Source organism: Stenotrophomonas sp. YJH_SMC_73 (assembly GCF_059370155.1).
The window spans coordinates 328881-349733 of sequence record NZ_JCAFTJ010000003.1 but is presented as its reverse complement, the minus strand read 5'-3'; the positions used below and the strand labels follow the sequence as shown (position 1 = coordinate 349733).

The 20853-nt window shown below is 69.1% G+C and carries 18 protein-coding genes; 14 read left to right on the top strand and 4 right to left on the bottom strand.

The genetic code is table 11. The annotated features are described in order from the left end of the window. Positions 1 to 11: 11 nt before the first annotated feature. Both AC5P8R_RS06885 and AC5P8R_RS06880 read right to left on the bottom strand, forming a co-directional pair. Complete coding sequence (locus tag AC5P8R_RS06885) at positions 12 to 1541, bottom strand: diflavin oxidoreductase (RefSeq protein ID WP_495223168.1); 1530 nt, start codon at positions 1539 to 1541, stop codon at positions 12 to 14. Then, entirely contained in the window at positions 1538 to 1966 is a 429-nt protein-coding gene (locus tag AC5P8R_RS06880) for a PAS domain-containing protein (RefSeq protein ID WP_005409905.1), read from the bottom strand. The genes AC5P8R_RS06885 and AC5P8R_RS06880 overlap by 4 nt, the downstream gene beginning before the upstream one ends. A 441-nt stretch (positions 1967 to 2407) precedes the next feature. On the opposite strand from AC5P8R_RS06880, the gene glgA reads away from it, so the two are divergent. From glgA to glgX, 7 genes are read left to right on the top strand one after another with little or no spacing between them, the layout of a single operon-like run. Beyond that, a complete protein-coding gene (gene glgA, locus AC5P8R_RS06875; RefSeq protein WP_495223167.1) occupies positions 2408 to 3934 on the top strand; it encodes a glycogen synthase GlgA in 1527 nt (508 codons plus the stop codon). Beyond that, complete coding sequence (locus AC5P8R_RS06870) at positions 3931 to 6165, top strand: 1,4-alpha-glucan branching enzyme (RefSeq protein ID WP_495223166.1); 2235 nt, start codon at positions 3931 to 3933, stop codon at positions 6163 to 6165. The genes glgA and AC5P8R_RS06870 overlap by 4 nt, the downstream gene beginning before the upstream one ends. Then, complete coding sequence (gene treZ / locus AC5P8R_RS06865; RefSeq protein WP_329890549.1) at positions 6162 to 7880, top strand: malto-oligosyltrehalose trehalohydrolase; 1719 nt, start codon at positions 6162 to 6164, stop codon at positions 7878 to 7880. The genes AC5P8R_RS06870 and treZ overlap by 4 nt, the downstream gene beginning before the upstream one ends. Beyond that, positions 7877 to 9721 carry a 4-alpha-glucanotransferase gene (locus AC5P8R_RS06860; protein ID WP_495223165.1) on the top strand — a complete coding sequence of 615 codons (1845 nt, stop codon included), beginning with the start codon at positions 7877 to 7879 and terminating at the stop codon, positions 9719 to 9721. The genes treZ and AC5P8R_RS06860 overlap by 4 nt, the downstream gene beginning before the upstream one ends. Next, positions 9718 to 12291 carry a malto-oligosyltrehalose synthase gene (treY, locus tag AC5P8R_RS06855; protein ID WP_495223164.1) on the top strand — a complete coding sequence of 858 codons (2574 nt, stop codon included), beginning with the start codon at positions 9718 to 9720 and terminating at the stop codon, positions 12289 to 12291. The genes AC5P8R_RS06860 and treY overlap by 4 nt, the downstream gene beginning before the upstream one ends. Next, positions 12260 to 12430, top strand: a complete 171-nt coding sequence (locus AC5P8R_RS06850; protein WP_014647380.1) for a DUF2934 domain-containing protein — start codon at positions 12260 to 12262, stop codon at positions 12428 to 12430. Before treY ends, AC5P8R_RS06850 begins: the two co-directional genes overlap by 32 nt. Next, positions 12417 to 14537, top strand: coding sequence for a glycogen debranching protein GlgX (gene glgX, locus AC5P8R_RS06845; RefSeq protein WP_164165876.1), 2121 nt, complete (start codon positions 12417 to 12419; stop codon positions 14535 to 14537). Before AC5P8R_RS06850 ends, glgX begins: the two co-directional genes overlap by 14 nt. A 68-nt stretch (positions 14538 to 14605) precedes the next feature. Here glgX and AC5P8R_RS06840 read toward each other — a convergent pair whose 3' ends face one another. Next, positions 14606 to 14920, bottom strand: a complete 315-nt coding sequence (locus AC5P8R_RS06840; RefSeq protein WP_014647378.1) for an AzlD family protein — start codon at positions 14918 to 14920, stop codon at positions 14606 to 14608. Next, on the bottom strand, positions 14917 to 15648 hold the full coding sequence (locus tag AC5P8R_RS06835; RefSeq protein WP_049439472.1) for an AzlC family ABC transporter permease: 732 nt from the start codon (positions 15646 to 15648) through the stop codon (positions 14917 to 14919). Before AC5P8R_RS06835 ends, AC5P8R_RS06840 begins: the two co-directional genes overlap by 4 nt. Before the next feature lie 127 nt (positions 15649 to 15775). Between AC5P8R_RS06835 and AC5P8R_RS06830 the strand changes: the two genes are divergently transcribed. The 7 genes from AC5P8R_RS06830 (at position 15776) to gspG (ending at position 20853) form a co-directional block, all read left to right on the top strand. Next, entirely contained in the window at positions 15776 to 16240 is a 465-nt protein-coding gene (locus AC5P8R_RS06830) for an Lrp/AsnC family transcriptional regulator (RefSeq protein ID WP_005413654.1), read from the top strand. Between the two features lie 528 nt (positions 16241 to 16768). Next, positions 16769 to 17449, top strand: coding sequence for a TonB-dependent receptor (locus AC5P8R_RS06825; protein WP_495223163.1), 681 nt, complete (start codon positions 16769 to 16771; stop codon positions 17447 to 17449). Between the two features lie 16 nt (positions 17450 to 17465). Further along, a complete protein-coding gene (locus AC5P8R_RS06820; protein ID WP_032961748.1) occupies positions 17466 to 17996 on the top strand; it encodes an RNA polymerase sigma factor in 531 nt (176 codons plus the stop codon). 69 nt (positions 17997 to 18065) lie between these two features. Further along, positions 18066 to 19046 carry a FecR family protein gene (locus AC5P8R_RS06815; protein WP_495223162.1) on the top strand — a complete coding sequence of 327 codons (981 nt, stop codon included), beginning with the start codon at positions 18066 to 18068 and terminating at the stop codon, positions 19044 to 19046. A 58-nt stretch (positions 19047 to 19104) separates the two neighbouring features. Continuing rightward, positions 19105 to 19656, top strand: coding sequence for a hypothetical protein (locus AC5P8R_RS06810; protein WP_495223161.1), 552 nt, complete (start codon positions 19105 to 19107; stop codon positions 19654 to 19656). A gap of 144 nt (positions 19657 to 19800) precedes the next feature. Continuing rightward, positions 19801 to 20358, top strand: coding sequence for a hypothetical protein (locus tag AC5P8R_RS06805; protein ID WP_495223160.1), 558 nt, complete (start codon positions 19801 to 19803; stop codon positions 20356 to 20358). A gap of 57 nt (positions 20359 to 20415) precedes the next feature. Next, positions 20416 to 20853 (top strand): type II secretion system major pseudopilin GspG, encoded by a 438-nt coding sequence (gene gspG, locus AC5P8R_RS06800; RefSeq protein ID WP_046430971.1) that lies wholly within the window; start codon positions 20416 to 20418, stop codon positions 20851 to 20853.

Below are 20853 nucleotides of genomic sequence, written 5' to 3'. Positions count from 1 at the left end.
GGATCAACGGATCAGTACAATTCACAGTGCGTGCGGCCTTCATTGCGCAGCGTGTCCCAGTGGCCTTCGCCGCCGATGGCATCGATGGCCTCGCGCACCGCGCTTTCCAGGTGGCGCTTGTTGCCGCACAGGTACAGATGCCCACCGCGGGCCAGCACATCGCGCACTTCATCGCCGCGCTGCTGCAGCACATGCTGCACATAGATCTTTTCGGCGCCATCGCGCGAGAACGCGGTATGCAGGCCGGCCAGCACGCCACGCGTACGCCAGTCCAGCAGCTGGTCACGGTACAGGTAGTCGTGCTGGCGGTGCTTCTCGCCGAACACCAGGTGCACCTCGCGTTCGCAGCCGTTGGCCTGCAGTTCCTGCAGCAGGCCCATCAAGGGTGCGATGCCGGTACCGGTACCGACCAGCAGCAGCGGTGCCTCGCCGGTATCGGGCAGGTGGAAGCCGGGGTTGGAGCGGCAGTACACACGGGCATGGTCGCCTCCATGCAGGAGGCTGCCGGTGGCAGTGCCGAAGCGTTCGCGGCCGCGCAGGGTGTAGCGCACTTCGCGCAGGCACAGGCTCAGCTGGTCGTCGCACGGGTGCGAGGCGATCGAATAGGCGCGCGGCAGCCGCGGTGACAGCAGTTCGCGCAGCCGGGCAAGCGGCACGCTGTCCGGCGTGGCGTGGTCCTGCAGCACGTCCAGCAGGTCCAGGCCGTGCAGGTAGGCGTCCAGCTCGCGCTTCTGGCTGACCTTCAGCAGGCCCTTCAGTGCCTCACTACCGCCCAGCCGGGCCAGTTCGCGCAGCACGCCCTTGCTCAGCAGGCGCAGCTCGCGGTCGTGCAGGGCGGCCACGGCGGCGGTGTCGCCGTACCAGGTGGCCAACGCCTGCAGCAGGGCAGGATCGTTCTCGGGTACTACGTGCAGGGTGTCGCCCGCGCGATAGGCCATGCCACTGCCGGCAATGTCCAGTTGCAGGTGCCACGCGGCCGGGTCGCTGCTGTTCAAGCGGCGGCGTTCGAGGATGCGCGCGGCAAAGGCATTGTCTTCGCCATAGGCGGTGACCTGCAGGTGCAGGTGCTGGCCAGCGCTGAGGTCACCCTCCAGCACCTGGCCCAGCACCGGCTGCCATTGCTGGAAGAACTGCTCGTAGCCCAGATCGGCGTCCACCCGCTGCAGCAGCGGCCGGGCCTGGCGCTCGCTCAATGCAGCATCCAGCGCCTTGGTGAAGCCGCAGAAGCTCGGGTAGCCGGTGTCACCAAGGCCGAACACCGCATAGCGCAGGCCGCGCAGCGTCGGGGTCTGGCGCAGTGTTTCGAAGAACTGCTCGCCATTGGCCGGCGGTTCGCCATCGCCGAACGAGCTGGAGATTGCCAGCAGCACATCGCCTTGGCCGAGACTGGCCACGTCGATGTCGTTGAACGGGAGTACCTGCGGCCCGTGCAGCTGCAGGCCCGCGCCCAGGCGCTGGGCCAGGGCGCGGGCGTTGCCCGACTCGGACGCAAAACCCACCAGCAGGCGGCTGAAGGGCGTACTGGTCGGGAGAGCGTTCACGCGGCCTCGTAGAAGTCGTCGAACTTTTCCTTGCTGAACTCGACCAGGTCGTAGTTCTGCATCAGGTCGTTCACCACGCGGCGGATGCTGATGTACGAGGTGATGTTGCCGTCGGCGTCGAACAGCGGCTGCACGGTGGTGTCGACCACGTAGAGCACGCCGCCTTTGCCAAGGTTGGGCACGATGCCGGTCCAGGTCTTGCCGGCCTTGATGGTGTCCCACATGTCCTTGTAGACGGCCTTGGGCACGTCCGGGTGGCGCACGATGCTGTGCGGCTGGCCGATCAGTTCCTCGCGGGCGAAGCCGGTGAGCGTGCAGAACAGGTCATTGGCGTAGGTGATGTTGCCCTGCAGGTCGGTGGTGGAGATCACCATGACGTTCTGCATGGCGTTCAGCAGCTGGGCGTTGTCGGGGGTGTAGCTCATCGCAGGGTCCTTGTGGATGCCGGCAGTGCCGGCGTGTTCGGGTCCTGCATAGAAATACGCCCGCGCGGCGGCGGGCGGTTTGACATTGGTCAAGCGCGTCGCTCGATGGCCTGCGACCGGGTGTCGCAGGAAGAATCCCTGTAGAGCCGAGCCCATGCTCGGCTCACGGGGCAAACGGGATTGCCGGCAGCCGGGCGCGGGCTCGGCTCTACAGGAGAGACACGGGCAGGAGGCGGGCGCCTGTCATGTGTACTGAGCTCATGACGCCTTGTCACAAAGAAATCGCCATGGCTTCACGGTTGATTGATCGCATGGAGGGCTATTGTCGTCCTGAGCCTCTCGCTGACGTCCCCCACGTCCTGCGTCGACTTCCTTCCCAGCACAAGCGCCCGTCCGGGCGCCGCTGGCGTCTGTCTGCCTGAAGCATCCGAGATCATCCCCATGGCCCGCGCCGCCCAGTCCGCTTCACCCGTTGCGATCTCTCCGCTCACGCCCGTGCCGATCGGCACTCGCCGCGGCCACTCGCAACCGTTGGATCTCCCAGAACTGGTGCAGCGCGTGCTGTTCGTCGCCACCGAGATGGCTGACTTCATCAAGGCCGGCGGACTGGGTGATGTGGCCGCGGCGTTGCCGCGTGCGGTGCGCGGTGCATGTGATTCGCGCGTGCTGCTGCCCGGCTACCCGGAGGTTCTGCAGCGCCTGCCACAGCTGCGACCGGTGGGGCGGGTCAGCGCCCGAGCCGGGTTGCCCGCGTGCACGATCGGCATGGCGGTGCAGGCCGACGGCCTTCCTATCTACGTGCTGCTGTCGCCTGGGCTGTACGAGCGCGAGGGCTCGCCCTACGTGGATGGGCAGGGACAGGAGTGGAAAGACAACGCGGTTCGCTTCGCCACGCTTTCGCATGCGGCTGCGGAGATTGCGGCCGGGCGCGCCGGGCTGGACTGGGCGCCGCAGCTGCTGCACCTGAATGACTGGCCGGTGGCCATGGCTGCCGCCTACGTACGTTGGGACCGGACAGCCGTGCCGACCCTGCTGACCATCCACAACCTGGCCTACCAGGGGCTGTTCCCCTACGCGCTTGCGCCGGTGCTGGGCGTGCCGGCCGAACACCTGGATGAACTGCACTTCCACGGGCAGATGTCGTTCCTGCAGGGCGGCATCACCAATGCCACGCGGCTGAACACGGTCAGCCTGCGCTACGCGCAGCAGATCACCGCCCCGGATGACGGCTGCGGGCTGCATGACCTGTTGGCGCGCCGGGCGGCCGGCGGACACCTGAGTGGCATCGTCAACGGCATCGACGCCAGCTGGGATCCACGCCGCGACATCCACCTCAAGGCCCATTTCGGCATCGGCGAATGGACCGGGCGCGCCACCAACGCGCATGCGGTGCGCAAGGCGTTCGGGCTGGCGCCGTCGACCGGCCCGCTGTTCGCGGTGGTCTCCCGCCTGGTGCACCAGAAAGGCCTGGACATCACCTGCGATGTGGCACCGCAGATCGTGGCGGCCGGCGGCCAGCTGGTCATCATCGGCGGCGGCGAGCCGCAGGTGGAAGCGCAGGTGCAGGCGCTGGCCCGGCGCTACCCCGGACGGGTGGGCGCATTCATCGGCTTCGAAGAGGCGCTGGCCCGCCAGATGTTTGCCGGCGCCGACTTCCTGCTGATGCCTTCACGCTTCGAACCCTGCGGGCTGAGCCAGATGTACGCGCAGCGCTTCGGCTGCCTGCCCATCGCACACGCGACCGGCGGGCTGGTGGATACCGTCGAGGATGGCGTGACCGGATTCCTGTTCCACGGCGCCAATGCCGAGGGCCTGCGCCGCTGCGTGGAACGGGCGATGCGCACCTTCCGCCTGCCCGGCCTGCTGCAGGCCATGCGCCGCGCCGCCATGCTGCGGCCGGGTGGCTGGGATGCGGCCGGTCGCGCGTATCTGGCCCTGTACCAGCAGACCTGCCAGGTGGCCGCATGAGCCACGACAGCCTGCATCTGGCCGCCCTGGAGGATGAAGCGATCACGGAGACGGGATTGGATCAGCGTATCGCCCCGGCGCTGCAGGACCTCGTCCACGCGCGCCCGGCCGATGCATTTGCCTGGCTGGGCCCGCATCGCCAGCCAGAAGGCGGACGCCAGCTGCGCGTGCTGGTGCCGCATGCGCAGCGCGTCGAGGTGATTGCAGACGATGGGCGGCGCTGGAACCTGTCCCCTGGCCCGTTGCCCGGCCTGTTCGAGGGCGCGGCCGGTGACGCGGCGATACCGCTGCTTGCCCTGCATTTCGAACAGGGCGTGGAGCAGGTGCACGATGCCTATGCGTTCGGTCCACTGTTGGACGAAGCCCTGCTGCAGCGGTTCCATGCCGGTGATGCCGATGCGGCGCGGCAGCTGGGTGCGGTGCCGATGCAGGTGCAGGGCATTGCGGGCGTGCGCTTCGCGGTGTGGGCGCCCAATGCCCAGCGGGTCGCCGTGGTTGGCGATTTCAACGGGTGGGACGGCCGACGCCATCCGATGCGGCTGCGTCACACCGCCGGCGTGTGGGAGCTGTTCCTGCCGGGCGTGCAGGCCGGTGCCCGCTACAAATTCCGCATCGTCGGCGCCGACGGCCGGGTGATGCCCGACAAGTTCGATCCGATGGCGCGCTGGGCCGAGCTGCCACCGGCGACCGCATCGCGGGTGCCTTCGGCTGGGCAAATGGAGTGGCACGATGATGCTTGGTTGGCGGCCCGCCGCCTGGCCGGAACCTGCGCGCCGCTGTCGATCTACGAAGTGCATGCCGGTTCCTGGCAGCGCAGCGACGATGGTGCGCCGCTGGACTGGGATGCCCTGGCCGACCGTTTGATTCCGTACGTGGCCGGTCTTGGCTTCACCCATATCGAGCTGTTGCCGGTGAGCGAGCATCCCTTCGGCGGTTCCTGGGGCTATCAGCCGCTGGGGATCTACGCGCCGACGGCACGCCATGGCACGCCACAGGCCTTCGCACGCTTCGTGGACCGCTGTCACCAGGCCGGCGTGGGAGTGATCGTGGACTGGGTGAGCGCGCACTTCCCCAACGATGCGCATGGCCTGGCCGGGTTCGATGGCACCTCGCTGTACGAGCATGCCGACCCGCGCGAAGGGGTGCACGCCGACTGGGACACGCTGATCTACAACTACGGCCGCAACGAAGTGGCCGCCTACCTGATCGGCAGTGCGTTGGAGTGGGTGGAGCGCTTCCATGTCGACGGTCTGCGCGTGGACGCCGTAGCGTCGATGCTGTACCGGGATTACAGCCGTGCCGAGGGGGACTGGGTACCCAACGAGCAGGGCGGGCGCGAGAACCTGCAGGCGGTCGCTTTCCTGCGGCGGATGAACCAGACGCTGCGGGAGCGCTTCCCGGACGTGCTGGTGATCGCCGAGGAATCCACCGCGTGGCCGGGGGTGACAGCGCCGGTGGAGGAGGGCGGGCTTGGCTTCACCCACAAGTGGAACATGGGCTGGATGCACGACACCCTGCAGTACCTGGGGCGCGATCCGGTCCATCGTTCGCATCACCACAGCCAGATCAGCTTCGGCCTGGTCTACGCCTTCTCCGAACGGTTCGTGCTGCCGCTGTCCCACGACGAGGTGGTGCATGGCAAGGGCGCGCTGCTGGCCAAGATGGCGGGCGAGCCGGCACAGCGGCTGGCCCAGCTGCGCGCGTATTACGGCTTCATGTGGGCGCACCCGGGCAGCAAACTGCTGTTCATGGGCGGCGAGTTCGGCCAGGGCCATGAGTGGTCGCACGATGCGGCACTGGACTGGGCACGGGCGGCCAGCAACGAGGGCCAGGGCCTGTCGCGCCTGGTGGGCGACCTCAATAACGTGCTCCGCGCCGAACCTGCGTTGCATCGCGACGAACGCGACGAACGCGGCTTCGACTGGAGCGTGGCGGACGACAGTCGCAACAGCGTCTACGCCTTCATCCGCCGGGATCCTGCCGGCAGCGGCCGCACCCTGCTGGTGGTGAGCAACTTCACCCCGCTGCGTCGCGACGGCTACCGGGTCGGGGTGCCGCAACCGGGGCGCTGGAGCGAACGGCTCAACACCGACAGCGCGTATTACGGTGGCGGCAATGCGGGAAACCTCGGCGCAGTGCATACCGAGCCGAGGCCGATGCACGGCCACGCGCAGTCGCTGCGGCTCACGCTGCCGCCGCTGTCCACGCTCTACCTGCAGGTTGATGCATGACCACAGTGGCCCCGCGCTTGGGCGCTTGGCCGGTGGCCGGTGACGGGGTGGAGTTCCGCGTGTGGGCACCGGGCGCAAGGACGATGGCGCTGTGCCTGCAAGGCACCCAGCGGCCGATGCAACGCGACCCGGACGGCTGCCACTGGCTGCGAATACCGGCATCGCATGGCGACCGCTACCGGTTCCGCCTGCCTTCTGGCCAGGACGTGCCCGACCCGGCCTCGCGCTGGCAGCCGGACGGCATCGACGGCGACAGCGCGGTGGTGCTGGATACGGAGGCAGCGCGGCCTGCCCGGCAGGGGCATGCCTGGCAGGACCTGGTGATCTATGAGGTGCATATCGAGGCCGGGGGCGGCTTCGCGGCGTTGACCGCGCAACTGCCGATGCTGGCCGCGCTGGGCATCACCGCCATTGAACTGATGCCGGTCGCGCAGTTTCCCGGCCAGCGCAACTGGGGCTACGACGGCGTGTTCCCGTATGCGCCGGCCCATGCCTATGGCGGGCCGGCAGCGCTGAGGGCCTTCATCGAAGCGGCGCACGATGCAGGGCTGTCGGTGCTGCTGGATGTGGTCTACAACCACTTCGGACCCCAGGGCAACCACCTGCGCGACTACGCGCGCGGGTTCTTCCGTGACGACCGCAGCACGCCGTGGGGCGAGGCCATCGACTTCCGCCAGCCCTGGGTGCGGCGCTTTTTCATCGACAACGCGCTGATGTGGTTGCGCGACTACGGCTTCGATGGCCTGCGCCTGGACGCGGTGCACGCCATTGACGATGACCGTTTCCTGCAGCAGCTGGCCGATGAGGTACGTGCGGTGGCCCCGCACGCGCACCTGGTGCTGGAGAACGAGCGCAACCAGGCGCGGTGGCTGCGCGGCGCCTACCAGGGGCAGTGGAACGATGACTTCCACAACGCGCTGCACGTGATGCTGACCGGCGAGCAGGAAGGCTATTACGCGGCCTATGCCGGTCGCGCCGAAGCACTGCTGGCGCGCTGCCTGGCCGAGGGATTCGCCTGGCAGGGTGAACCGGACCTGCGCGGCGACCCCCGCGGCGAACCCAGCGCCGACCTGTCGCCCGCGCGTTTTGTGGTATTCGCGCAGAACCATGACCAGGTGGGCAACCGCGCTTTCGGCGAGCGCCTGTCGATGCTGACCGATCCTGCGCCGCTGCGCGCGGCGCTGGCGCTGACCCTGCTGACGCCGATGATCCCGCTGCTGTTCATGGGCGAGCCGTGGCAGGCGCAATCGCCGTTCCTGTTCTTCACAGACTACGCGCCGCCGCTGGACGAGGCGGTGCGTGAAGGGCGTCGACGTGAGTTCGCTGGTTTCAGCGCCTTTGCCGACGCCGCCGCGCGCGCGCGTATTCCGGACCCGAACGATGCGGCGACCCTGCAGGCGTCGTACACGCCGCCGCCCGGCGATGATCCCTGGTCGCAGCACTGGCTGCGCTGCTCGGGTGAATTCCTCGGCCTGCGCAGGCGCTATCTGCAGCCGGGCCTGCTGCAGGCGCGGTCGCTGGGCGCGCGCGTGCTGGGCCAAGGCGCGGTGCAGGCGGGCTGGCAGTTGCCATCGGGCCAATGGTGGATCGCGATCAACGTGGGCCCTGTGCCGGTGGCGCATGCGGTGCCGGCCGGCGAGTACGTCGTGGGGCCGGACGCTGCCGGGATGCTGCCGGCAGGCGGCGGCATGCTGGCCTGCTGGGTCGCCGCATGAATACGGATGCAGCGGTGCGGGAGACGGCCCGCCGTGCGGGCCTGCTGGTCCGCTGGACCGACGTGGCCGGTGCCGCGCGCGAGGTCGCACCGGACGTGCTGCGCGCCGTGCTGGAGGGGCTGCAGTGCGAGGCGGTGCCCGAGCACGCTGGCCTGCGCACGGCCTGCTGCGGACAGCTGCTGGTGATGCCGGAGGCAGCCGGTGCAGCGTGCTGGGTGGATGAGCAGGGCGCAGCGTTGCCCGCCCGTGCCGATGCGCAGGGCCGCTGGCGCGTGCCGGACCAGCCGGGCTACTGGCAGTGGCGCCGGGGCGACCAGCAACAGGCGGTTGCGGTGGCGCCACAGCGTGCCTGGTGGCCGCGGGGCACGCTGCGCGGCTGGGGCCTGTCGGCGCAGGTCTACAGCCTGCGCGCGCCCGGTGATGCCGGCATCGGTGACAGTGCCGGCTGTGCACGATGGAGCGAGCTGCTGCACCGGCACAGCGGCGACGCACTGGCGTTGAGCCCGCTGCACGCGGGCATGCCACCGGGCCCAGGCTACAGCCCCTATTCGCCCAGCGACCGGCGCTGGCTCGACCCGCTGCAGGTCTCCCTGCCGCAGGTATTGCCCGATGCCGCCAACAGCGTGCTGGGCGGGGACGAGGCGCTGGCGGCGGCGGTGGAAGCGGGGACTGCCGCACGTCGCATCGACTGGCCGCACTCGGCGGCAGTGAAGTGGCGCTGGATACGGCAGGTTCGCCAATGGGTTGCAGCGCAGGCACCGTCGCAGCACGCGCAGATCGAAACCTGGCGTGCCATGCAGGGCGATCCGCTGCGGCACTATTGCCAGCATGCCGCCGACCGGTTCACCGGCAGCGCGGACGACCATGCGTTTGCGCAGTGGTTGGCACAGCAGGGCTGGGCGCAGGTACACGCCACGCTGCGCGACGAGGGCGCTTCGATCGGGTTGATTGCCGACCTGGCCGTGGGCTGCGCGCCGCAGGGCGTGGAGGCACGCACCGGGGGTGCTGATCTGCTGCAGGGATTTGAGCTGGGGGCACCGCCGGACGCGTTCAATCCGCTCGGCCAGGCCTGGGGCATCACCAGCTGGTCACCGATGGCGTTGCAGCGCGAGGGCTTCGCACCCTACCTTCGCGTGCTGCGCGCCGTGATGGCCGGCCGCGGAGGCTTGCGCATCGATCACATCCTGGGCCTGCTGCGGCTGTGGGTGTTGCCCCGTGGCGCGGGCGCCGGGCAGGGCGTGTACCTGCGCTATCCGTTCGATGATCTGATCAACCTGCTGGTGCTGGAGTCCTGGCGGCATCGCTGCGTGCTGATCGGCGAAGACCTGGGCGTGGTTCCGCCGGGCATGCGCCAGCGGCTGGCAGCCCGGGGCATTCTGGGCATCGAGGTGCTGCCGTTTGCCCGAAACGGCGCGCGCTTCCTGCCGGCGCCGCAGTGGCGCCGCGATGCAGTGGCCATGCCCTCCACCCATGACCTGCCACCGCTGGCCGGCTGGCTGCGCGGGCGTGACCTGCGCTGGCGTGCACGCCTGGGTGAGCTGGCGGATCTGCCAGCGGCACTGCGCGCGCGCGCCAGCGACGCGCAGGCACTGTCTGCGGTGGTTGGCGGCGAGGGCGCGCCGCTGGACGCCAGGGCGTTGTCTCTGGTCGCCCACTCGGCGTCCCGGCTGGCGTTGCTGCCGCTGGAAGACGCGCTGGGCGGTCGCGCACAGGTGAACCTGCCAGGCACCGTCGACGGCCATCCCAACTGGCGCCGCCGCCTGCCGCCGACGTGGGATGCTGACGCGGCCGATGCGCGCGTGGCGCGCCTGAGTGCCACGCGCCGCAGGACCGGGCAATGACGGGGTTGCGTGCCACCGCGCGCCTGCAGCTGCACGCAGGCTTCGACCTCGGGGCGGCTGCCGCGCAGGTGCCGTACTACGCCGCGCTGGGCGTCAGCCACCTTTACCTGTCACCGATCGCTGCGGCGGTGCCCGGGTCGACGCATGGCTACGATGGCGTCGACCCGGCTCGCATCAATCCGGAACTGGGCGGTGAAGCGGGCTTCCTGCAGCTGGCGGAAGTGACGCGCGCGCACGGCATGGGCCTGATCCTGGACATCGTGCCCAACCATCTGGCGGCGTCCCCGCACAGCCAGTGGTGGAGCGATGTGCTGATGCACGGGCCTCGAAGCCCGCACGCAGCTTGGTTTGACATCGAGTGGGAGGCGCCGGGCTGCGAGGGCCGGCTCTGGCTGCCGGTACTGGACCGGCCGTTGCACGACGCGGTACGCGACGGCGTGGTGCGCGTGGTGGTGGACAACGCGCGGCCCGTGCTGCGCCACCATGGCCTGGCATTGCCGTTGTCGCCGCGCAGCCATCCGCTGGAACCCGCGCAGTGGCCGGCGTGGGCCGAACGCTGCAACCGCAGCGTTGAACGGTTGCACACGCTGCTGCAGCGGCAGCACTATCGTCTGGCCTGGTGGCGCACGGCCGGCGATCAGGTGAACTACCGGCGCTTTTTCGATATCAACGAACTGGCCGCGCTGCGGGTGGAGCGCGAGGATGTGTTCGAGGCAGTGCATGCGCTGCCGCTGCGGCTGGTACGCGAGGGATGGGTGGACGGCCTGCGCATCGACCACGTGGATGGTCTGGCCTCCCCGGGCGCGTACCTGCAGCGCCTGCGTCAATCGCTCGACGCCGCCTGCGCGGCCGGCGGTCGTGAGCCGCAGGCCGTCAGCCTGCATGTGGAGAAGATACTGGCCGAGGGCGAGCAGCTGCCCGACGACTGGGCCTGCGACGGCACCACCGGCTATGACTTCATGGACCAGGCCGGGGCCTGGTTGCACGATCCGGCGGCTGCACCCGCGCTCTCGCGCACGTGGCAGGCGCTGGGCGGTGACCCGCGCAGCTTCGACCGGATCCAGCAGGACGCCCGCGCCATGTTGCTGCGCCAGGGCCTTCATGCCGACTTCCAGCGGCTGCTGCGCAGCGCGCAGCAGGTCCTGCAGCCGCGGCTGGCCGAAGCCGATATCGGAGTGGCTGCGCTGGCCCGCGCATTGGCTTCCGTGCTGGGGCATTACCGCACCTACCGGCCCTATTCGCTGCAGGGGGCGGGTGAACGAAAGGCGCTGGCGGACGCTGCCGCCGCAGCGCGCCAGGCACTGGACGGTGCCGCACGCGCGGCGCTGGACCTGTTGCTGGCAGCGCTTGCCGGCGAGGCGCAGGCCGAGCGCGTGCTGCGTGCGCGTTTCGGTCAACTGGCCGCGCCGTTGAATGCCAAGTCGGTGGAAGACACCGGGTTCTATCGCTATTTCAGGCTGCTCTCGCGCAACGACGTCGGCAGTGATCCGCAGCGGCTGGGCATGGAGGGGCGCGCGCTGCTGGAACACGCCACTGCGCGCCTGCGTCGCCATCCCAGGGCGTTGCTTGCGCTTGCGACCCACGATCACAAGCGCGGCGCGGATAGCCGCGCGCGACTGGCGGTTCTCAGTACCTGCACGTTCGAATGGCGGGACGCTGTGCGGCGCTGGAACCGGATGTCGACCCGCGCCGGCGCGCCGATGCCGTTGCCGGGTGCCGAGGCCTACGCACTGTGGCAGGCGCTCGTGGCCGCATGGCCGATGCACGGTGCCCCTGGCGCCGACTTCGCCTCAAGGATGGTGCAATGGCTGGCCAAGGCATTGCGCGAGGGCAAGCGGGTCAGCAGCTGGTCAGACCCGGATGTGGCCGTGGAGGAGGCCGCCGCGCAGTGGCTGCACGCGCTGCTGGACGCAGCGCCCTTGCAGCCGGTGCGCGAGGCGCTGGCGACGTTCGTGGCGCGCATCGCGCCGGCCGGCGCCTGCAACGGCCTGGCGCAGCTGTGCCTGCAGCACTGCCTGCCCGGCGTGCCCGACCTCTACCAGGGTGGGGAAGGCTGGGACCTGAGCCTGGTGGACCCGGACAACCGGCGTGCCGTGGACTATCCAACGCGGCAGGCGTGGCTGCGCGATACGCGCGGGTGGCCCGCGCTGCTGGAAGACTGGCGGGACGGTGGCATCAAGGCATTCCTGCTGCGGCAATTGCTGGAGTGCCGCCGCAGGCACCCGCACCTGTTCCTGCATGGCCAGTTGCAGCCGCTGTCCGCGCCTGCGCGCTCGCCGTGGCTGGCGTTCACGCGCAGGCATCAGGCGCAGGTGCTGCTGGTGATCGTGCGCCGGGGTTCGCCCGCCGCCGTGCCTGGGCCCAGCCTGCACGCCGCGCACGACGTCGGCACCGGCGTAGCACTGCACGGTGTGCCGACAGGCCCCATGCGCAACCTCCTGGACGGGCGCATCGAACATTTCAACGCAACCGCGGACGTGGGCAGGCTTCTGGCTGGCAGCCCGCTGGCGATATGGATCAACGAGGAGACAGGTAGGGATGGACAGCAGGGAACGACGGCAGCGGATTGAGGCATTGGCCCACCAGATCTGGGAAGCGGAGGGGCGCCCGGACGATCAGCAGCAGCGGCACTGGCACATGGCCGAGCGCCTGGTGGAGGCCGAGATTGCCGCGGCGCGCGGCGAGGAGGGCACCGATGGCCAGCCGTAAGTGGACGCAGACCTCGCGCGTGCGCGAAGGCCGGCCGTTCCCGCTGGGCGCGACGTGGGACGGGCTGGGCGTGAACTTTGCGCTGTACTCGCGGCATGCCACCCGGGTGGAGCTGTGCCTGTTCGACGCGCGCAACCGTGAAGTCGAGCGCATCGTCCTGCCTGAGTACACCAACGAGATCTGGCACGGCTACCTGCCGGACGTGCGGCCCGGGCAACGCTATGGCTATCGGGTGCACGGCCCGTATGCGCCGGAGGAGGGGCATCGCTTCAATCCCAACAAACTGTTGCTGGACCCCTACGCCAAGCAGATCGTCGGCGAGCTGAAGTGGGCGCCGCACCTGTTCGGCTACACCCTGGGCCACCGTGATGGCGATCTCAGTTTCGACCGCCGCGACAGCGCCAGCTACATGCCACGCTGCGCGGTGATCGATCCGGCCTTCAGCTGGGGTGTCGAACGTGCACCCGCAACGCCCTGGGACCGGACCGTGATCTACGAAGCGCACGTGCGCGGACTGACCATGCAGCACCCCGATGTCCCGCAGGCCGAGCGCGGCACCTTCTCTGCCCTGCGCCACGACGCGGTGGTCGACCACCTCAGCCATCTGGGGGTGACCGCCATCGAGCTGCTGCCGGTGCATGCCTACGTGGATGACCAGCAGCTGCTCGAGCGCGGGCTGCGCAACTACTGGGGGTACAACACCATCGGCTTCTTCGCGCCGCAGCCACGCTACCTGTCGCTGGGCACCGTGGCCGAGTTCAAGCAGATGGTCGCGCGGCTGCACAGTGCCGGCATCGAAGTGATCCTGGACGTGGTCTACAACCACACCGCCGAAGGCAATGAGCTGGGCCCTACGCTGTCCTTCAAGGGCATCGACAATGCCAGCTACTACCGCCTGGCCGATGATCGCCGCTATTACATCAACGATACCGGCACCGGCAACACGTTCGACCTGACCAATGCCGGCGCGCTGCGCATGGTGATGGACTCGCTGCGCTACTGGGTGACCGAGATGCGGGTGGATGGGTTCCGTTTCGACCTGGCCACCATCCTTGGCCGCGAGCGGCATGGCTTCGATGCCTCGGGCAGTTTCCTTGATGCGGTACGCCAGGACCCGATCCTGAGCCAGGTGAAGCTGATTGCCGAGCCATGGGACATCGGCCCGGGCGGCTATCAACTGGGCCAGTTCCCGCCGGGCTGGGCGGAATGGAACGACCGCTTCCGCGATACGGTACGCGCGCTCTGGCGCGGCGATGGCGGCCAGTTGCCGGAATTCGCCACGCGCTTCACCGGCTCGGCCGACCTGTTCGAACATCATGGCAGGCGGCCCTCGGCCAGCATCAACCTGGTGACGGCGCACGATGGGTTCACCCTGCACGATCTGGTGAGCTACAACGATCGCCACAACGAGGCCAACGGCGAAGACAACCGCGATGGCCACTCGCACAACCTCTCCAGCAACCACGGTGTGGAGGGCGACACCGATGATGCGGCGATCCTCTCGTTGCGTGCGCGGCAGATGCGCAACCTGCTGGCCACGCTGCTGCTCGCGCAGGGCACGCCGATGCTGCTGGCCGGCGATGAGTTCGGCCATTCGCAGCAGGGCAACAACAACGCCTACTGCCAGGACAACCCGCTGAGCTGGATCGACTGGGAGCGTGCGGCATCGCCGGCTGCACAGGCGCAGGTGGCGTTCGTACGCCGGGCGCTGTCGCTGCGCCGACGCTATGGCCTGCTGCGCAGGAACCGGTTCCTGCGTGGCGAATACGATGAAGCGCTGGGCCTGCGCGATATCGACTGGCGGCATCCTGACGGCCGCAGCATGGAGGAAGCGGACTGGCATGACGCAGGGCTGCGTGCGCTGCTGATCGTGCTGGACGGCCGCAGCCCGGACAGCGGCCTGCGCGAGCCCGGGCGGCATGTCAGCCTGGCCCTGCTGTTGAACGCCGGAGACCAGCCGCAGCGGTTCAGTGTGTCGGATGAAGCCTTGTCGTTCCGGCGCGTACTCCTGCAGACCGACGAAACGCCGTTGGAGCCGGATGAAGCAGGTGCCTGGACCCTGCCGCCGCGCAGCCTGTGCCTGCTGGCGGCAAGCAGCAGCGCCTGACGGCAGCGCGCGTACAGGCGGTGCTGCGATGACTGGCCAGCGCCGGGCCTTTGCCCGGCGCACCGCAGTCAGCCCATCAGGTAGCGCAGCAGCCCGGCCGAGGCCACGCCGATCAGCACCGTCGGCAGCATCGACAGCCGCGTGGCGGCCAGCAGGGTGATCGCCAGCGCGGCCAGGTCGGCGGGCTTGTCGGCGACGAAATCCGGAGCGATCACCGAGATCAGCACGCAGCCCGGGGCGGCTTCCATCACCGTCACCGCGCGCTTGCCCAGCGTGCGGTTGCGCAGCGCGAGGAAGCCGACGATGCGGGTCAGGTAGGTGGCGGCGGCCATCAGCACGATGGTCAGCACCGAGGACCAGTGGATCAGGCCGTTGAAGATCATGCTGCGTCCTCCGCCAGCAGCCAGGCGGCGGCCAGGCCGGCCAATGCGCCGCTGGCCACGTACCACGCACCCGGGATCAGCAGATAGGTGGCGGCGGCCACGACCAGGCTGACCAGCCACGGGCGCGCGGCCTTCATGCCCTGCCACATGCCGCGCAGCAGCACCAGGAACACGGCGGGGAAGGCCATGTCGAAGCCGTAGGCGTGGATGTCGCCCAGCAGCGGCCCGACGATCGCACCCAGCGCGGTGCAGGCCACCCAGACGGTGTAGAGGCCCGCGGAGACGCCCAGGTAATAGGCCAGGCTGAAGCCGAGCGCACGGCGGCGCGCATCGGCCACGCCCATCGCCCAGCTTTCGTCACACATGAAGAACAACGCCGGCAGCACCCGGCGGCGCGGCAGGTGCTGCAGCAGTGGGGCCAGGCTGGCGCCCATCAGCAGATGGCGGCTGTTGACCAGTGCGGTGATCGCCACGATCAGTGCGATGTGCGGTGGCGAGGTCCACAGTTCGACGGCGGCGAACTCCGAGCCGCCAGCGAAGTTGAGGCCCGTCATCAGTGGCACTTCCAGTGCGCTCAGGCCTTTCTGCGCGGCCTGCGCGCCGAGCACCAGGGCGAAGGGAATGAAACCGATCATCACCGGCACGGCGGCGCGCAGGCCGCGCAGGAATTCGGCACGCGGCGCGGTATCGCAGGTGTCGGGCAGGGGGAGGGTGGTACGGGCGTCCATGGAACGGCACAACGAGGTGGGGGTGGCCCATGCTAGCGGTCCGATCGCGAAATCGGGTTGCGTTGATGCCACTGGATTCTGGATAATTGATATTTCATGCGGCCAAAAGTGACAAGGGCGAAATCCCATGCAGTATCAGCTCGACAACCTCGATCGGCGTATCCTCGACGCCCTGCAGCGCGACGGCCGCCTGCAGAACCTGGAGCTTGCCCGGCTGGTCGGGCTGTCGCCGTCGGCCTGCCTGCGTCGGGTGCGGCTGCTGGAGGAAGGCGGCTACATCGACCGCTACGTGGCCTTGTTGAACGAGGCCAAGGTGGGCCGTGGCTTCACGGTATTCGTCCGCGTGTGGCTGCGCGGGCAGGACGAGGACACCACCAATCACTTCATCAACAGCATCAAGTCTTTCCCGGAAGTGCTTGAATGCCATCTGATGGCCGGTGACTGCGATTTCCTGCTGCGGGTGGCGGTGGCCGACCTTGATGCCTACCGGCAGTTCCAGATGCAGCACCTGAACCGGATTGCCGGGGTGCAGAACACCAAGACCGAGATTCCGATGCAGCGGATCAAGCAGACGACCCAGCTGCCGCTGTGAAGGGCGGGGTTTCCGCCCGGGTGGCGCCCGGCACCCGCAGGTAGTGCCGGCCGCCACCCGGGCGGAAACCCCAGAAGCAACAGCCGAAGCAACAGCGTGCATTCCGTTGGATGGCGGGGTGGGTCCGGTTGCAGGGGACGCCGTAGACCCTTCCATGGGGGCTTGGCCGCGGCATCCATGCCGCGGACACCCCTGCAACCAGACCCACCCCGCCTTCGACAGTTCCCCGCAATCTGCCGGAACGGCATGAACTGCTCTTGGTGGGTGTCGACCTTGGTCGACACGTTTGGGCCGGCACGGGGTCGGAGCCCGTTGCTTCGCAACGGGCTCTGACCCCAGGCGTGGATGAGGTGGTCTGTTCGATTTATTGATTCCTGATGGGTGACTGGCTTCACGTCGGCTGTAGGCGGCGGTCATCGCAATGACATGTGGCCCCGCTACGGTTTGAGCCCGCTTGCGGGTCGCGCGCGGGCCGGGTGCTGGTCCTGGTGCGCGTCCACTGCAGCTGCTGTCGCTGCCGAGGGTCATGTGTTCTACGTCAGGGGGCTGAATGGACACCATGCGGTCAGAACTTGGAAGGTGGCCATCGCCGCGTGGCTGCTGCTGTCCTTTGCCGCTGCCGGGCAGGACGGAGTTCATGCCTACGACATCCCTGCGCAGCCGCTGGAACAGGCGGTCGAGCGCTTCAGCGTCATCAGTGGGTGGTCGGTGATGTACCCGGGCGACCTGGCCGCGGGCCGCAGCAGCCATGCGCTGCGCGGCAGCCTGGAGCCGCTGCCTGCCCTGCAGGTGCTGTTGCAGGACTCCGGCATCGAGGCCGAGGTGATCGGCGAGCAGCGTGTGGTGCTGCGCCGGGGCACGCCCTTGGCGACCGGCCCCGATGTTGGTGCTGAACTCCCTGAGGCCGAGCGTCGGCGTCGCTACGGTGGCCTGCAGCAGCGCCTGCGTGCGGCGTTCTGTGACGACCCGGAGATCGCGCCCGGCCGCTACGCCGCGACGCTGCGCTTCCGCATCGACGGCGCGGGCCGGGTGCGCGAGCCCGAGCTGCTGTCCGGCAGTGGCAGTGCCCGCCGCGATGCACGCCTGCTGCAGGCGCTGCAGGGCCTGGTGCTGGCGACCGAGGCCGCCGCGCTGGCGCAGCCGGTGACCCTGCAGATCCGTCCTTCCGGCACCGACCACGACTGTGGCGGGCGCGCGCCCCTTCCATGACTTCAAGGATTCGAACATGAGCAACGGTACGGCTGGCGCAGTTGACCTGATGGACCACCTTCTGGGGGCCTACGACGAGCTGAAGCGCCGGTTGGTGCGCAAGCTGGGATCGGAGGAGCTGGCCGGTGACGCGCTGCAGGACACCTGGATGCGCCTGAGTGCGCGCCGTGACCGCCTGGACGCCGTGCAGAACCCTGCGGCCTACCTGCTGCGCATGGCGATGAATACCGTGATCGACCGCCAACGTGCCGACCATCGCCTGCTGAGCCTGGAAGAGGTGGAGACGCTGATGGACATGGCCGACCCGGCACCGGGGCCGGCGCAGGCGGCCGAACTGGACTTCGCGCTGGAGGACATGGTGGGCCTGCTGCAGCGCATGCCCGAGCGGCGTCGCCGCATCCTGCTGGCAATCCGCGTCGATGGCCTGCAGCAGCGTGACGTCGCCGATCACCTCGGCGTGTCGCTGCGGCTGGTGCAGCGTGAGCTGAAGGCGGCCCAGGACTACCTGGCCGAGCGCAGCGGGCAGGGGCGCCAGGTGCGGTTCTGAGCGGCGGCATCCGTCTACACTTTGACGCCGAGCAGAACCCCGCAGCGTGCGGGTGCGGCATGAGCCCCCATGGATCCTGACGATCACCCGCAACGCCCGCTGGATGCCGTCGAGCGCCAGGCGCACGCGTGGGTGGTGCGGCTGACCTCGGGCGAGGCTACCGCGGCCGACGGGCGCAGCTTCCGCGCGTGGTGCGAGGCTGATCCCCGTCATCGCGAAGCATTCGGCCGTGCGCGCCGGCAATGGGAGCAGGTACGCCTGGCCGGCGAGCAGCTGCCTGCCGCCGCACGCCAACCGGTCGCGCCGACGCCGGCCCAGCGCTGGAGCCGGCGTGCCTTCCTGGGCGCCGCGATTGCCGCCCCGGCCAGCCTGGCAGTGGTGGCGGCGATCCGTCCCCCGCTGGGGCTGTGGCCCTCGGTGACGGCGATGACGGCCGATTTCCACACCGGTACCGGTGAGCGGCTGCAGATCGCACCTTCGCCACAGCTGAAGATCGAGCTGGATACGCAGAGCAGCCTGCGCCGCCGTGCGGACACGGAGGGCGAAGGCTTCGAGCTGGTGCAGGGCCAGGCCGCGATCGAGACCCGGGCCGGCCTGCGCCTGGCCCTGTTCGCAGGGGCGGGCTGCGTGATTGCCGATGAAGCTGCGGTGCGCCTGGACGTGCGCAACACCCACGGCCAGGTACGGGTGACCTGCCTGCAGGGCAGCGCCCGGATCGAGCACCCGCAGGGCCGCCTGCAGCTGCAGGCGGGCCAGCAGACCCGGTACGACGAGCGCCTCAGTGGCGTGGTGGTCGAAGCCGTGGCCTCGGAAGTGAGTGCCTGGACCGAAGGCATGCTGGTGTTCCGCCGGGCGCCGCTGCGCGAGGTGGTGGAGGAGATCAACCGCTACCGCCGCGGCAAGGTGCTGCTGGGTGAATCGGCATTGGCGCGCGCCCCGGTCAGCGGCCGCTTCCGCGTCGATGATCCGGATGCGGCGCTGGAGCAGCTGCGACTGACGATGTCGCTGGATCTGCGTCGCTTTCCAGGTGGCATTGCCGTCCTTGGTTAGGTGAAGACGCTGGCCGTGCGCGCCGCGCAGGGCTGTTGCAAGCAAGGAGACGCCAAGGATGCGCAACGAGACCATCGGTGTGCTGGATCTGCGCCGCAATCTGTCGGCGTTGCTGGAAACCACCCAGCGACGGCCGTTGATGGTGCACCGCTACGGCTCGCCATGGGTATGCGTGGTATCGGACGCACAGTGGCAGCAACAGGCCGTGCTGCTGGACTTCGATCCGCAGTCGCACCCGCTGGCGATGCTGTTGCGCCTGCAGCAGCAGGTGCTGCCGCTGGCTGAAACCGGTGTGTTGCCGCCTGCGGCGCTGGCACGCGCACTGCTGCTGATGGACGTGCATGGCATCAGGGATCTCGCGCAGCTGCACGAGCAGGTGCTGCACCATCGGCTGTGGCACTGGTTCGTGGCGGGCACCCGCGGGCTGATGGACGGCTGGCAGCTGCCGGCGGTGCGCATTGCGATGGCGTCGTGGTGCGATGACGTGGACATGACAGACGCGCTGGTCGCGTTCGCCGCGCGCAGCGACGTTGCGGTACTGGCCCGCCGCTGCGGGGGTGACGCACCGCGCCTGCAGCGCGAAGCCTGCAGGCGGATGACGCTGCGATGACGTTGCCGATGAAGCACCACCCAGCGCACAGAGCGGCATTCGCGCTGTCGCTTCACCTGCCTTGCTGACGTCTTCTCCAGAGTACGACGCACCACGCGTCGCGGAGCACGGGCGACGAAGATGGCAGACAGTCGCAGGATCAGCATGCTGGAGCTGGATCGCCACCTGAGCCGGTCACTGGAGCAGGCGCGGCACACGCCCTTGAATGTGCAACGCTACGGGCACTCGTGGGTCTGGGTGCTGTCCAGTGATGCCTGGGCCGATGCGGCGCGCTGGGCGGCACTGGACAGCAGCGCGCATCCATTGGCGGCGCTGCGGCGCGCCCTTGATCTGCAGCTGCGGCCGTGGTCCGAAGCAGCCATGAACGCGCTGCCGCTTGACGCAGGCGATGTGCGGCTGCTGCAGCGTGCGGCCCTGCTGGTGGTCGTGCGTGACCTCAACAGTGCGCGGCGCGTGTACGACGATCTGCGCTATCACCAGGCCTACCGCACGTTCATCGGCCTCGACCATGGCACCGCGTGGTCGCCGATGCAGTGCGTGCGCCTGTTGCAGGCGTGCGCGCTTCCGCTGCTGCGCGGCTGCATCGACGAAACGCTGTCCAGTGTGCCGCCACACCTGCTCGAGTCGGCACGCGGGCCGGCTGCGCCGGCGCCCGCCCAGGCACATGCGCAGCGAATTGCCGGCGGATGTTTATCGTACTGACACATGCACCGCTGACCATGGCGCAGCGGTCTCTTCCAGGATGACAAGGGCGGAACAATGGCAAGGCAGGTGGGTGGTCGCAGGGCTCGGCAGCAGGGTTTCAGCCTGATCGAGATCATGGTGGTGGTGGTGATCATCGGCATTCTCGCGGCATTGATCGTGCCGCGCTTGATGGACCGTCCCGACCAGGCGCGCGTGGTGGCGGCGCGCCAGGACATCGCGGCGCTGATGCAGGCGCTGAAGTTGTTCAAGCTGGACAATGGTCGCTATCCCAGCGCCGAGCAGGGCCTGCAGGCGCTGGTGAAGCCGCCGCAGGGCAGTGGCGCGATGCCGGTCACGCCCTATCTGGATCGCCTGCCGAATGACCCGTGGGGCCATCCGTACCAATATCAGGTGCCTGGCACACATGGCGACATCGATGTGTTCTCGCTGGGTGCGGACAGCAGGCCCGGTGGCGACGCCGGGAACGCGGACATCGGCTCGTGGCAGCTGTGA

Bases quoted from the DNA above. Each gene is read 5' to 3' on its own strand.
- treY (WP_495223164.1), top strand. From the start codon at position 9,718: ATGACGGGGTTGCGTGCCACCGCGCGCCTGCAGCTGCACGCAGGCTTC.
- AC5P8R_RS06805 (WP_495223160.1), top strand. From the start codon at position 19,801: ATGCTGGAGCTGGATCGCCACCTGAGCCGGTCACTGGAGCAGGCGCGG.
- AC5P8R_RS06820 (WP_032961748.1), top strand. From the start codon at position 17,466: ATGAGCAACGGTACGGCTGGCGCAGTTGACCTGATGGACCACCTTCTG.
- AC5P8R_RS06830 (WP_005413654.1), top strand. From the start codon at position 15,776: ATGCAGTATCAGCTCGACAACCTCGATCGGCGTATCCTCGACGCCCTG.
- AC5P8R_RS06815 (WP_495223162.1), top strand. From the start codon at position 18,066: ATGGATCCTGACGATCACCCGCAACGCCCGCTGGATGCCGTCGAGCGC.
- treZ (WP_329890549.1), top strand. From the start codon at position 6,162: ATGACCACAGTGGCCCCGCGCTTGGGCGCTTGGCCGGTGGCCGGTGAC.
- glgX (WP_164165876.1), top strand. From the start codon at position 12,417: ATGGCCAGCCGTAAGTGGACGCAGACCTCGCGCGTGCGCGAAGGCCGG.
- AC5P8R_RS06860 (WP_495223165.1), top strand. From the start codon at position 7,877: ATGAATACGGATGCAGCGGTGCGGGAGACGGCCCGCCGTGCGGGCCTG.
- AC5P8R_RS06870 (WP_495223166.1), top strand. From the start codon at position 3,931: ATGAGCCACGACAGCCTGCATCTGGCCGCCCTGGAGGATGAAGCGATC.
- AC5P8R_RS06810 (WP_495223161.1), top strand. From the start codon at position 19,105: ATGCGCAACGAGACCATCGGTGTGCTGGATCTGCGCCGCAATCTGTCG.
- gspG (WP_046430971.1), top strand. From the start codon at position 20,416: ATGGCAAGGCAGGTGGGTGGTCGCAGGGCTCGGCAGCAGGGTTTCAGC.
- AC5P8R_RS06880 (WP_005409905.1), bottom strand. From the start codon at position 1,966: ATGAGCTACACCCCCGACAACGCCCAGCTGCTGAACGCCATGCAGAAC.
- AC5P8R_RS06840 (WP_014647378.1), bottom strand. From the start codon at position 14,920: ATGATCTTCAACGGCCTGATCCACTGGTCCTCGGTGCTGACCATCGTG.
- AC5P8R_RS06835 (WP_049439472.1), bottom strand. From the start codon at position 15,648: ATGGACGCCCGTACCACCCTCCCCCTGCCCGACACCTGCGATACCGCG.
- AC5P8R_RS06850 (WP_014647380.1), top strand. From the start codon at position 12,260: ATGGACAGCAGGGAACGACGGCAGCGGATTGAGGCATTGGCCCACCAG.
- glgA (WP_495223167.1), top strand. From the start codon at position 2,408: ATGGCCCGCGCCGCCCAGTCCGCTTCACCCGTTGCGATCTCTCCGCTC.